Origin of the sequence: Mesorhizobium sp. M8A.F.Ca.ET.208.01.1.1 (genome assembly GCF_004791315.1) — a bacterium.
In the GTDB taxonomy this organism is placed as follows: Bacteria; Pseudomonadota; Alphaproteobacteria; order Rhizobiales; family Rhizobiaceae; genus Mesorhizobium.
Genome location: NZ_SRUT01000002.1, coordinates 879,526 through 891,812 on the forward strand (window position 1 = coordinate 879,526; position 12,287 = coordinate 891,812).

11 protein-coding genes are annotated in these 12,287 nt (G+C 63.7%); 1 reads left to right on the forward strand and 10 read right to left on the reverse strand.

Annotated elements, in window-relative coordinates; genetic code table 11:
* Positions 1-105 precede the first annotated feature (105 nt).
* From EN851_RS14775 to xylF, 4 genes are all read right to left on the reverse strand, one after another.
* Positions 106-1,746 (reverse strand): CHASE domain-containing protein, encoded by a 1,641-nt coding sequence (locus EN851_RS14775; protein WP_127277538.1) that lies wholly within the window; start codon positions 1,744-1,746, stop codon positions 106-108.
* Positions 1,747-1,895: 149 nt separating this feature from the next.
* Positions 1,896-2,720, reverse strand: a complete 825-nt coding sequence (locus EN851_RS14780; RefSeq protein WP_127277541.1) for an ATP-binding cassette domain-containing protein — start codon at positions 2,718-2,720, stop codon at positions 1,896-1,898.
* A gap of 10 nt (positions 2,721-2,730) precedes the next feature.
* Positions 2,731-4,083: a sugar ABC transporter permease gene (locus EN851_RS14785; RefSeq protein WP_127277544.1), complete on the reverse strand. Its 1,353-nt coding sequence runs from the start codon at positions 4,081-4,083 to the stop codon at positions 2,731-2,733.
* Between the two features lie 141 nt (positions 4,084-4,224).
* Positions 4,225-5,265, reverse strand: a complete 1,041-nt coding sequence (gene xylF, locus EN851_RS14790) for a D-xylose ABC transporter substrate-binding protein (RefSeq protein WP_127277547.1) — start codon at positions 5,263-5,265, stop codon at positions 4,225-4,227.
* A 263-nt stretch (positions 5,266-5,528) separates the two neighbouring features.
* Between xylF and EN851_RS14795 the strand changes: the two genes are divergently transcribed.
* A complete protein-coding gene (locus tag EN851_RS14795) occupies positions 5,529-6,773 on the forward strand; it encodes an ROK family protein (protein WP_127277549.1) in 1,245 nt (414 codons plus the stop codon).
* 265 nt (positions 6,774-7,038) lie between these two features.
* On the opposite strand, the gene phoB is transcribed toward EN851_RS14795, so the two are convergent.
* The 6 genes from phoB to pstS form a co-directional block, all read right to left on the reverse strand.
* Positions 7,039-7,728 (reverse strand): phosphate regulon transcriptional regulator PhoB, encoded by a 690-nt coding sequence (gene phoB, locus EN851_RS14800; RefSeq protein ID WP_032917568.1) that lies wholly within the window; start codon positions 7,726-7,728, stop codon positions 7,039-7,041.
* A gap of 18 nt (positions 7,729-7,746) precedes the next feature.
* Positions 7,747-8,454, reverse strand: a complete 708-nt coding sequence (phoU, locus tag EN851_RS14805) for a phosphate signaling complex protein PhoU (protein WP_127277552.1) — start codon at positions 8,452-8,454, stop codon at positions 7,747-7,749.
* 25 nt (positions 8,455-8,479) lie between these two features.
* On the reverse strand, positions 8,480-9,283 hold the full coding sequence (gene pstB, locus EN851_RS14810) for a phosphate ABC transporter ATP-binding protein PstB (RefSeq protein ID WP_127277554.1): 804 nt from the start codon (positions 9,281-9,283) through the stop codon (positions 8,480-8,482).
* Positions 9,280-10,131 (reverse strand): phosphate ABC transporter permease PstA, encoded by an 852-nt coding sequence (gene pstA / locus EN851_RS14815; protein WP_127277556.1) that lies wholly within the window; start codon positions 10,129-10,131, stop codon positions 9,280-9,282. The genes pstB and pstA overlap by 4 nt, the downstream gene beginning before the upstream one ends.
* 3 nt (positions 10,132-10,134) lie before the next feature.
* Entirely contained in the window at positions 10,135-11,118 is a 984-nt protein-coding gene (gene pstC / locus EN851_RS14820) for a phosphate ABC transporter permease subunit PstC (protein WP_127872064.1), read from the reverse strand.
* Positions 11,119-11,184: 66 nt separating this feature from the next.
* Positions 11,185-12,240 carry a phosphate ABC transporter substrate-binding protein PstS gene (gene pstS, locus EN851_RS14825; protein WP_127277560.1) on the reverse strand — a complete coding sequence of 352 codons (1,056 nt, stop codon included), beginning with the start codon at positions 12,238-12,240 and terminating at the stop codon, positions 11,185-11,187.
* Between the last annotated feature and the right edge of the window lie 47 nt (positions 12,241-12,287).

Sequence of the window (12,287 nt, forward strand, 5' to 3'; positions counted from 1 at the left end):
CGGCGATTCCATGAAACGCTGAACCGCTCTGATGGAATACAGATCCGGGGGCCATGTCCGGCCTCCGGATTTTCTTAGCGTTCGACGCTGGCGACCGGCAGGATTTTAGCCGACCAACGGAATTCTGATTTCCACCTTCAGGCCGTCAGCCTGGAAATCGCGCTTGATCGTGCCGCGCAATTCGCGCGTGACGTTGAGGTCGATCAGTTTGGTGCCGAATCCGGTTACGGCCGGCGCCTCGATCCTGTTTTTCCCGACTTCCCGCCAGTTCAGCGCCAGCATCCGCTCGCGCCCACGCCCTTCCAGCGACCAGTTCACTTTCAGCGCCCAATCTCCCTTGGAGGAATTGGCGGAATTGCCGGCTTCACCATATTTCAGCGCATTGGTGGCGAGTTCGTGAAAGGTCAGGCCAAGCGCCTGCGTCGTGGTTTCGTCGAGCAGCACCTCCGGGCCTGACAGGAGACCCTCCGGCAGTTCCTTGCCGAACACCTGGCCGAGCTCGATTCGCAGCAGATCGGCAAGGTCGGCTTTCTGCCAGCGCGAGCGCGTCAGCATATCCTGCGAGGCGGCCATCGCCTGCAGCCTGGCCGAGAAGGAAGCGGAGAACTCATTGACGTCGGTGGCCCGCGACGCCGTCTGCCGCGCGATCGCCAGCACCCTGGTGATCGAGTTCTTGATGCGATGCTTCATCTCCTGCAGCATCAGGTCCTTTTCGAGCAGGCTCTTTTCCGTTGTCTCATGCAAGGCCGATACGGCGTCATAGGCCCGCTCCTGGTAGCGCGCCACCAGCGCGATGGCACCGGCCAGGAGCAGGCCGAACAGTCCCAGCATGACGGGGATGGCGCGCGACGAGGGTTGCGAGAAGGCGCTGGTCGGCCTGAACAAAACGGTCCAAGGGCGCCCCGCCACGGTCATCTTGCGGGTGACCAGCAGCCGGTCTCCCAGGGATGAAACCGGTGGCGTCTCCGAGCGGAACAACAGATTGTCGCCGTTCACCGCTCCGTCGTAAATCTCTGTGTTGACCGGCAGCAGCGGCGCACGGCTCAGCGCGATCTGGAACAGGTCCCGGGCCCGGAAGGCGGCATAGAGAAAGCCGGCGGTCGAGGATCGCGATGCGTTGATGACCTCCGGCGCCGTTTCTACATTGAGCCGCACGAAGACCAGGAACCCGGTGAAGGTCTGCGCGACGCCCGTGCCCTGGCCGAGCTGCACCAGCCCGCTTGCATGCTGCTGGTCGTCGGCCATCGCCTTTTCGATCGCCACGCGCCGCACCGGCTCGCTGAACATGTCATAGCCGATGCTGGCCTGGTTGGACGGATCCAGCGGCTCGAAAAGGGCTATCGGCGTGCGCCAGGGCTGCGTCGTATCCGGATAGACCGGATGGCTGGCGCCGAAATCGTGGAGGATGTCGCGCTCCACTGCGGCTTCGTCGCCCGTCTTGACCAGCCGCAGGAAGCCGATGCCGCGCAGGCCGGCAAAATTGCTGTCGATATCCAGCGCCTTGAAGAAGGCCTTGAACTCGCTCTGGGAAATATCGCCGTTGCGCGCATCGAACAGGGCCTGTGTCGAGCGCAACAGCGACAGATGCAGGTCGATGCGGCTCTCGATCCGGTTGAGGGCGTCATCGGCCGCCCCTTCGAACTTAATGCGGGCGGCCTCCTGCGTCGCGAAATAAGCGAACCCCGCCATGGTCATGCTGATCAATGCAACGGCTATGAACGCGACGATTGGAAAAAGCTTCTTCAACGGATGATGCGGTCCATGAGCAAAACAGGACCTTTATGGGCAACTCGCCGGGCCAACACAATGGTCAGGCCAAGCCATCGTGATCACTGGCATATCACGTGAACGGCAACGGGGCGTGCCCGAGCGGCCTGGCCGGCCTGCGGCCGGCCTCAGGCGGCGATCCTCAGCGCCCCCGGCCCCGGTATGGCACCTGGAGGACATTTGCCCAGGATGATCATGCCCAGCACTTCGTCCTGGGTGACGTCCGTGGTGCGTGCCGTGCCGACCACCTGGCCGTTCTTCATCACGCAAACCCGGTCGGCGAGCTCGAACACGTCGTGGATGTCGTGGCTGATCAGGAAAATGCCGATGCCGTCGGACTTGAGCTGCCTGACCAGTTCGCCGACCTGTGCCGTTTCCTGGGGGCCGAGTGCCGCCGTCGGCTCGTCCATGATCAGGATGCGGGCGTTGAACAGGATGGCGCGTGCGATCGCCACCGACTGCCGCTGTCCGCCTGACAGTTTGATCACCGGCTCCTTAAAGCGCTGGAAGCGGGGATTGAGCCGCCCCATCACCTTGCGCGCCTCGGCCTCCATGGCGACGTCGTCGAGCGTGCCCCAGGCGGTCATCAGCTCGCGGCCGAGGAACAGATTGGCGGCGGCATCGACATTGTCGGCCAGCGCCAGCGTCTGGTAGATCGTCTCGATACCGTATTTCTTGGCGTCGCGCGGGTTGGAGATCGCTGCCTCCTCGCCATTGACGAAGATCTGGCCGGCATCGCGCTTGTAGGCACCGGACAGGATCTTGATCAGCGTCGACTTGCCGGCGCCGTTGTGGCCGAGCAGCGCTACGACCTCGCCCGGGAAAAGGTCGATCGACGCGTCGTCGACGGCACGGATGCCGCCGAAGGCGATCGAGATGTTGCGCATGTCGACCAGCGGCGTGCCCATGGGGGCGGTTGCGGGGGCAGTTGCGGGAGCGGTTTTGTCAGCCATGATCGTATCCCTAAACCCGCTTGCGATAGACGGTATCGAGCCACACCGCGATGACCAGCACGGCGCCGACGACGATGCTCTGCAGCGGCGAGTCGACGCCGAGCAGCACCATGCCCGACTGCAGCGACTGCATCAGCAATGCGCCGAGCATGGCGCCGATGATCGTTCCCGAGCCGCCGGCAAGCGACGTGCCGCCGATGACGGCCGCGGCAATGACGAGCAGCTCGTCCAATGTGCCAAGCACATTGGTGGAGGAGTTCTGCCGGGCCGACGAAATGGCGGCTGCGATCGTGGCCAGCACGCCCATGATCATGAACACCTTCATGGTGATCCAGCGCGTGTTGATGCCGGCGAGATTGGCCGCTTCCGGATTGCCGCCTATGGCAAAGACATAACGGCCGAAACGGGTTCGGTTGGTGATGAAGGTCATGACCAGGCCGACGGCGACCGCCATCAGCACCGGTATCGCGATGCCGTGGGCGATGAACAGGCCGCCCTCGGGTACGGTGATGTTGTTGGCGGCCGCGTAGCGGTTCACGATGCCGATCGGCCATGGATAGGAGTTGGCCAGCCAGACCGCGCCCATGATGACGGCGCAGGTGACGGCGCCGAGCAGCGTCTCGGCCCAGACCGGCCGCAGCGGGAAGCGGAAGCGCTTGCGCTGCACGCGCCCGTTGAACAGCGCGAACACGACGGCCAGGCAGGCGACGATGCCCACGACCCAGCTCCAGGTGGCGCCGATCGATCCGGCCGGGCCGCCACCCATCAGCTGGAAGGTGGCGTCGAGCGGTGCCACCGTCTGGCCTGACGTGACCCACCAGGCGGCGCCGCGCCAGACCAGCAGGCCGCCCAGCGTGACGATGAAGGCCGGCACTTCGAGATAGGCAATGACGAAGCCCTGGAAGGCGCCGATCAAAAGGCCGAGCGCCAGGCCGATGACCAGAGCCAGGACCCAGATCCATGGGTTGCCGAGTTCAAGCCCCACGAACCGAACCAGGAAATGCACCTGCGCAAAACCCATGACCATGCCGATCAGGCCCTCGGCGGAACCGACGGACAGGTCGATGTTGCGCATGACGATGACCAGCACCATGCCACAGGCCATGATGGCGACCGCGGACGTCTGCACCGACAGGTTCCACAGATTGCGCGGCGTGAGAAACGTGCGGCTGTCGAAATCGAGCGGATTGACGCCGAGACGCAGGCTCGAAATCACATGCAGCGCGACCCAGATCAGCAGCAGGGCGCCGATCATGCCGAGCATGCGGGTGTCGATCTCGGTCGCCTTCAGGAACCGGGCGACCGCGCCGAGTTCCGAGGCGCGCGCGGTATCGGCCTGCGGGTTGGACGTCGTATCGGTCATGATTTCCTCCAACCGGCTGGCCGTCTACGCGGATGCCGAAGCCAGCCTAGAAGCTATCCGCGTGATGCGGAAACACAAATCTTTTTGAGAAAACGCCGCGGCTTTGGGCCGCGGCGCCTTCATTTCTTCAAGCGGTCAAACTCAGTTGCAGGCCGCAACGCTGCCGGCGGCGACGCCCGCGCAGACTTCGTCCTTCTTGATCCAGCCGGCGTCGATGACGAGGTTGAGATTATCCTTGGTGATGGCGACCGGGGTCAGGAACAGCGACTTGACGGTGTTGCCGCCAGGCGTCGTGAAGTCCTTCACGCCGGCGATGTCGGTCATCTTCTTGCCGTCGGCGAGCTGCGAGGCGATCTCGGCGGCGTTCTTGCCGAGTTCACGCGCGTCCTTCCACACCGACACGGTCTGGGTGCCGAGCGCGATGCGGTTGAGCGCGGCATGGTCGCCGTCCTGGCCAGAGACCGGCACGGTGCCGGCGAGCCCCTGCGCCGTCAGCGCCGCGACGACGCCGCCGGCGGTGCCGTCATTGGCCGCGACCACCGCGTCGACCTTGTTGTCATTGGCGGTGAGGAACTGCTCCATGTTCTTCTGGGCGTTGGCGGGCAGCCAGCCGTCCGTATAGGCCTCGCCGACATTCTTGATCTTGCCCGAGTCGATGGCTTCCTTCAGCACTTCCATCGAGCCCGAGAACAGGAAGTCGGCATTCGGGTCGGCACCCGAGCCCTTGATGAAGACGTAGTTGCCTTCAGGCTTCACCTTGAACACTTCGCGGGCCTGCATGCGGCCGACTTCCTTGTTGTCGAAGGTCAGGTAGAAGACGTCCTTGTTTTCGATCAGGCGGTCATAGCCGACGACCGGAATGCCCTCGTCGAGCGCTTTCTGCACCGCCGGACCGATGGCCGAGGCATCCTGCGCCAGGATGATCAGCGAATTGGCGCCCTGCGAAATCAGGCTCTCGACATCGGTCAGCTGCTTGCCGGGATTGGACTGCGCATCGGCGGAAATGTACTTGTCGCCCGCGGCCTCGATCGCCTTCTTCATGGCGGCCTCGTCGGTCTTCCAGCGCTCTTCCTGGAAGTTGGACCAGGAAACGCCGATGACCTTGTCCTTCGCCTGCGCGACCGACACCAGTGTCAGCGACATGGCGACACCCGCCAGGATGGCGGCTGTGAATCTCTTCATGATATCCTCCCTGCGCCGCGTATGGCGCGACCAAACTGGCCCGAAGGCCGGCACAAAGGCTCTATTTTTTCGAGCCTCGAAAAAACACTGGTCCATCGCCAGAACACTGTCAACATCGATTCTGATGGATTTTGAGGTGCCAGAAATTTTTTTCGAGCCTCGCAATAAATAAATGACAGCACCGGCCGCTTCTGCCAGTGTTTGACCCTGTTGCCGGAGGTATTCGAGGGGGATCAAGAACCGCGGCAACCGGGAGGGAAAGCATGTCGGTGGGAATCCGCCACGACGATCTGCGCCGGCGCAACCGCGCAATGGTGATTGCAGCCGTGCGCCGGGATGGTCAGCCCTCGCGCACCGAGATCGCCGCCACCACTGGCCTCAGCCACTCGACCATATCGGCGATATCCGCCGACCTGATCGGCGAAGGTATCCTGACCGAAGGCAAGCCGAACGAGGCCGGCTCACTCAAACGTGGCCGGCCGCAGGTTGGCCTCGGCCTCAACCCCGAGGCCGCGGCTGTGATGACCGTGGTGCTGTCGCTGAATTTCCTATCCGTCGCCGTCATCGATTATGCCGGCCAGGTGGTCGCCGAGGAGCAGCGCCGGCTGGACACGCTGACCATGTCGCGCGAGGCGCTGATCGGCGAATGCACGGCAATAGTGCGCCGCCGCATCGAGGACCCCGATCTCGATATCCGCAGTGTTGCCCGCATCGCGCTGGCGATCCAGGGCATCACCGACACCAAGGCGCGTGCCATGCTGTGGTCGCCGATCACGCCGCAGACGGACATTGCCTTCGCCGACATACTCGAAGCCGAATTCGGCATCCCCGCCACCATGGAGAACGACTGCAACATGATGGCGGTGGCGTTGCGCTGGCGCGACCCTCAACGCTACCGCGACGACTTCATCGCCATCCTGCTCTCGCACGGCATCGGCATGGGCCTGGTGCTCAAGGGCGAACTGTTCACCGGCACCCATTCATCGGGCGGCGAATTCGGCCACATGATCCATCGCCCGGGCGGCGCGCTCTGCCGTTGCGGGCGGCGCGGCTGCGTCGAGGCCTACGCCGGCAACTATGCCATCTGGCGTAATGCCAGGCAGCTTGGCGAGGACGCCGAACCGGTCGCCGATGTCAGCGACGCGCAGATGCGGACACTCGCCGCGACGGCAAGGGAGAAAGACGGACCGGAGCGCGAAGCCTATCGCAAGGCGGGCGAGGCGCTGGGCTATGGGCTGGGCAGCCTGTTCGCGTTGATCGACCCGGCGCCGGTCGCCATGGTCGGTGTCAGTGCCGCCGCCTTCGATCTGATCGAGCCGGCCTTGCGCGAGGCCATCGCCCAGACCGCCGGCGGCCAGCATTCGGAATCGATTTCCTTCGACACCGAGCCGAACGAACTGCCGCTCATTCGCGAAGGCTGCGCCATGCGCGCCTTGACCTTCGTCGACCAGGAGATTTTCGCGCCGGGCGTGCAGGCGAGAGGCAGTGCTGGGAAGAGCGTGGCCTGAGCGAACGCTCCGGTGAATCACCACCAATGCTGGAGGTTGGCCGAGCGCCCTCAAGGTCGTGATCCCTGGGCGGAGCAGCCGCGAAGCGGCGTCGCGGAGACCCTGGGATCCATGCCGTGACCTCGATCGTAGAGTGCAACGGTGCAGAATTCTGCACTGCGGCGACGCGTCGAGGTCCCGGCATCGATCCTCGGGTCTGCGCCGCGTCGCTTCGCTCCTTGCTCCGCTCGTGGATGACGAAGTCAGGGGCGTAGCCGCCCTCGACCTAGTCTTCCCTGATCGCGTAGCCCGCGCCGCGAATGGTGCGGATGACGTCGGGCATGCGGCCATTGTTGACCGCCTTGCGCAGCCGGCCGACATGCACGTCCACCGTGCGCTCGTCGATATAGATCGTCTCGCCCCAGACATTGTCGAGCAACTGGCTGCGCGAGAACACCCGGCCGGGATGGCGCATCATGAATTCGAGCAGCCGGAACTCGGTCGGTCCGAGCCGGATTTCGCTCTTCTTGCGATAGACCCGGTGCGATTCACGGTCGAGCACGATGTCGCCGACCTTGAGCACGCTGGACAGCACTTCCGGCTTGGCGCGACGCAGCAGCGCCTTGACCCGGGCCATGAATTCCGGCGTCGAGAACGGCTTGACCAGATAGTCGTCGGCGCCGGTCGAAAGGCCACGCACGCGGTCGCTCTCCTCACCGCGCGCCGTCAGCATGATGATCGGCAACCTCTCGGTCTCGGGCCGCATTCGCAGGCGCCGACAGAGTTCGATGCCGGAAACAGCCGGCACCATCCAGTCGAGCACCAGGAGGTCGGGCACATTCTCCTGGAGGCGGATCTCGGCTTCGTCGCCGCGCGGCACCACCTCGACCTGGTAGCCTTCCGATTCCAGATTGTAGCGGAGGAGCACGCCGAGCGGCTCCTCGTCCTCCACCACCATGATGCGTGGCGCGATCATTGGCAGATCATCCTATCGTCAAGCCGCCGGCGCCGACATCGCCGTCTCGTCCTGCTTCGGACGATTGGCGGGCAGTTGCGTTCCGGTCAGCACATAATACGCATTCTCGGCGATGTTGGTCACATGGTCGCCGATGCGCTCGAGATTCTTGGCGCAGAACAAGAGATGCGTGCAAGCCGTGATGTTGCGCGGATCCTCCATCATGTAGGTCAGCAGTTCGCGGAACACCGAGGTGTATTTGACGTCGATGCGTTCGTCGTCATTCCTGAGCTTGGCGAGGGCGGCGGCATCGCCGGCCGCATATTCCTCGACCACGCCCTGCACCTGGATCAGCACCAGCTGCGCCATGGAATCGATCGAGTGCGACAGGTCGCGCGGCGTCGCGGTGAGGCCGACGGAACCGACGCGCTTGGCGATGTTCTTGGCAAGGTCGCCGATGCGCTCGAGGTCGCCCGCCATGCGGATCGAGCCGACGACATGACGCAGATCGTCGGCCATCGGCTGGCGCTTGGCGATCAGGGTGATGGCGCGGTCGTCGAGTTCGCGCTGGCGCGCATCCATGATGGCGTCGTCGGAGACGACGCGCTGTGCCAGCGCGTTGTCGGAATTCAGCAGAGCCTTGGTGGCGCCGCCGACCATCGTGCCGGCGAGATCGCCCATGTCGCTGATCAGCCTGCTGATCTGTCCGAGATCCTCATCGAAGGCTGCGACTGTGTGTTCGGCCATGATCCTGGTCCTCGTATGCGTGATATCAGCCGAAGCGGCCGGTGATGTAGTCCTGCGTGCGCTTCTCGCGAGGCGACGTGAAGATCTTCTCGGTCTTGTCGAATTCGACCAGTTCGCCCAGATACATGAACGCCGTCTGGCGCGACACGCGCGCCGCCTGCTGCATGTTGTGGGTGACGATGACGATCGTGTAGTCGGCCTGCAGCTCGTCGATCAGTTCCTCGATCTTGGCGGTCGACAGCGGATCGAGCGCCGAGGCTGGTTCGTCGAGCAGGATGACTTCCGGCTTCACCGCCACGGTGCGGGCGATGCAAAGACGCTGCTGCTGGCCGCCCGACAGGCTGAGGCCGCTGGCGTTGAGCTTGTCCTTGACCTCGGTCCACAATGCCGCGCGCTTCAGCGCCTGTTCGACACGGCCGTCCATCTCGGACTTGCTGATCTTCTCGTAGAGACGGACGCCGAAAGCGATGTTCTCGTAGATCGACATCGGGAACGGCGTCGGCTTCTGGAACACCATGCCGATCTTGGTGCGCAGGAGATTGAGATCCTGCGAGCGGTCGAGGATGTTCTGGCCGTCGAGCAGCACCTGGCCGTCGGCGCTCTGCTTCGGGTAGAGCTCGTAGATGCGGTTGAAGACGCGCAGCAGCGTCGACTTCCCGCAGCCCGACGGGCCGATGAAGGCGGTGACGCTGCGCTCGGGCAGCGACAGGCTGATATCCTTCAACGCCTTCGACTGGCCGTAGTAGAAGTTGAGGTTCTTGACCTCGATCTTGGCCTTATCCACGGCCACTTCGGGCGTGTTCAACTCGGTGGACAACATCGGTTTCATCTGTCCTCTCTGCGTCCGGTAAGGCTGCGGGCGAAAATGCTCAGGCCGAGAACCGTCAGGGTGATTATGAGTGCGCCGGTCCATGCCAGTTGCTGCCATTCCTCATAGGGGCTGAGAGCGAACTGGAAGATGGTGACAGGCAGGCTGGCCATCGGCGCGTTGAGATTGCTCGACCAGAACTGGTTGTTGAGCGCGGTGAAGAGCAGCGGCGCCGTCTCGCCGGAGATGCGGGCGATGGCGAGCAATATGCCGGTGACGATGCCGGAGAGCGCGGCGCGGTAAGCGACAGATTTGATGACCACCCAGCGCGGCGCGCCGATCGCGGTGCCGGCTTCACGCAGCGCGTTCGGCACCAGGTTGAGCATGTCCTCGGTGGTGCGCACCACGACCGGAATGACCAGGATGGCCAGCGCAACGGCGCCGGCAATGGCGGAGAAATGTCCCATCGGCCGCACCATCAGCTCGTAGACGAACAGGCCGATGATGATCGATGGCGCCGACAACAGGATATCGTTGATGAAGCGCACGATGGTGGTGAGCTTGGAGAAGCGGCCGTATTCGGCCATGTAGGTACCGGCGAGCACGCCGATCGGCGTGCCGACGATCACGGCGATGATCGTCATCACCACGCTGCCGTAGATGGCATTGAGCAGGCCGCCGGCGTCGCCGGGCGGAGGCGTCATTTCGGTGAACACGGCCAGCGAGACGCCGGACAGGCCCTTGTAGAGCAGCGCGCCGAGGATAAGCGCCAGCCAGGCGAGGCCAATGCCGGCGGCGACGACGCACAGCGTCATCATCACGCCATTCCTGCGCTTGCGGCTTTGGTGAAGCGATGCGGCTGTGGACATCGGTCAGGCTCCCGTACGGGCGTCGATGCGCATCAGCATGTAGCGTGCGATGGCAAGGATGAGGAAGGTGATGACGAACAGGATCAGGCCGAGCGCCACCAGCGAGGAGGTGTAGAGATCGCCAACGGCTTCGGTGAATTCGTTGGCGATGGTCGCCGAGATCGTCGTGGCGGGCGCGAACAGCGAAGTCGAGATGCGGTGCGCGTTGCCGATGACGAAAGTGACGGCCATCGTTTCGCCGAGCGCACGGCCAAGGGCGAGCATGACGCCGCCCATGATACCGATCCGGGTATAGGGAATGACCACGCGCCGCGTCACTTCCCAGGTCGTGCAACCGATGCCGTAGGCCGACTCTTTCAGCACCGACGGCACGGTGTCGAACACGTCCTTGGTGATCGAGGTGATGAAAGGCAGGATCATGATGGCGAGGATCATCGCCGAGGTGAGCAGGCCGATACCATAGGGCGGGCCGGCAAACAGATTGTTGAGCCCGGGAACACCATGGAACAGCCAGATGATAAAGGGTTGCACCGTCGTCTGCAGGAACGGTGCCAGCACGAACAGGCCCCAGATCCCGTAGATGATCGAGGGGATGCCGGCGAGCAGTTCGACCGCCATGCCAATCGGGCGCCGCAATGCGCGCGGGCAAAGTTCGGTGAGAAAGATCGCGATGCCAATGCCGAGCGGCACGGCAATCAGGATGGCGATGGCGGATGTGATGATGGTGCCGTAGATGGGCGCCAGCGCACCGAATTTCTCGGTCACCGGGTTCCAGCTTTCCGTGGTCAGAAAGGAGAAGCCGAAGGTCGAGAGCGCTTGCCAGGAACCGGCAAACAACGAGATGGCGACGCCGCCAAGCAGGACCAGAACCAGGATCGCGGCGGCGCGGGTCGCCGCATGGAAGATCGTGTCCGTCAGCGCGAAACGTCTGACGATCGCATCGCGCGAGCCCTTGATGGCTGGCAAGGCTTCCTGGACAGCACTCATGTCAAGCTCGGCTCTTTGTGTTGAGAAAAAGGAGCGCCGCGCAAAGCGGCGCTCCTTCGGGTGATGTTACTCGCCAGCGTAGACCGGCTTGCCGCCGGCCTGGATGTCGGCCTTCCACGAAGCCTTGATCAGGTCGACGACGCTGTCGGGGATCGACACGTAGTCGAGCGCCTTGGCGGTTTCCTTGCCGTCCTTGTAGGCCCAGGCAAAGAACTTCAGCGCTTCGCCGGTGGCGGCGGCATCGTCCGGAGCCTTGTGGATCAGCACCCAGGTCGAGGCGGCGATCGGCCAGGTGGCGTCGCCGGGCTCGTTGGTGATGATGACGTTGAAGTTCTTGGCAGTCTTGAAGTCGGCATTCGAAGCGGCGGCGCCGAAGGACTCGAGCGACGGCTCGACGACCTTGCCGGCTGCATTCAGCATCTTGGAGTAGGACAGCTTGTTCTGCTTGGCATAGGCATATTCGACGTAGCCGATGCCGCCGTCGGTCTGCTTGACGGTGTTGGCAACGCCTTCGCTGCCCTTGGCGCCGACGCCGGTCGGCCATTCGACAGCCGTGTCCGAACCAACCTTGTCCTTCCAGTCGGGCGAGAGCTTCACGAGGTAGTCGGTGAAGTTGAAGGTGGTGCCCGAGCCGTCCGAACGATGCACGACGGCGATCGCGGTCGACGGCAGGGTGAGCGAGGGGTTCAGCGCCTTGATCGCGGCGTCATCCCAGGTGGTGATGGCGCCGAGATAGATCTGGGCCAGCGTCTTGCCGTCGAGGACGAGTTCGCCCGGCTTGATGCCCGTGAGGTTGACGATCGGCACGATGCCGCCCATCACCATCGGGAACTGCACGAGGCCGTTCTTTTCCAGATCGGCGTCGGACATCGGCTTGTCGGTGGCGCCGAAGGTCACGGTCTTGGCGATGACCTGCTTGATGCCGCCGCCCGAGCCGATCGACTGATAGTTGAGGCCGATGCCGGTGTCCTTCTTGTAGGTGTCGGCCCATTTGGCGAACACCGGATAGATGAAGGTCGAGCCGGCGCCGGAAAGGTCAGCTGCCATTGCTGCGGAAAGGGTGAGGGTGGACGCCGCAGCCATTGCAATCGCAACGGCCGCCGAGCGGATGAAATGTCTCATGTGGCCTGCTCCTGTTCGGAAGATGGTCTCTCGGCGCCATTTCCTCC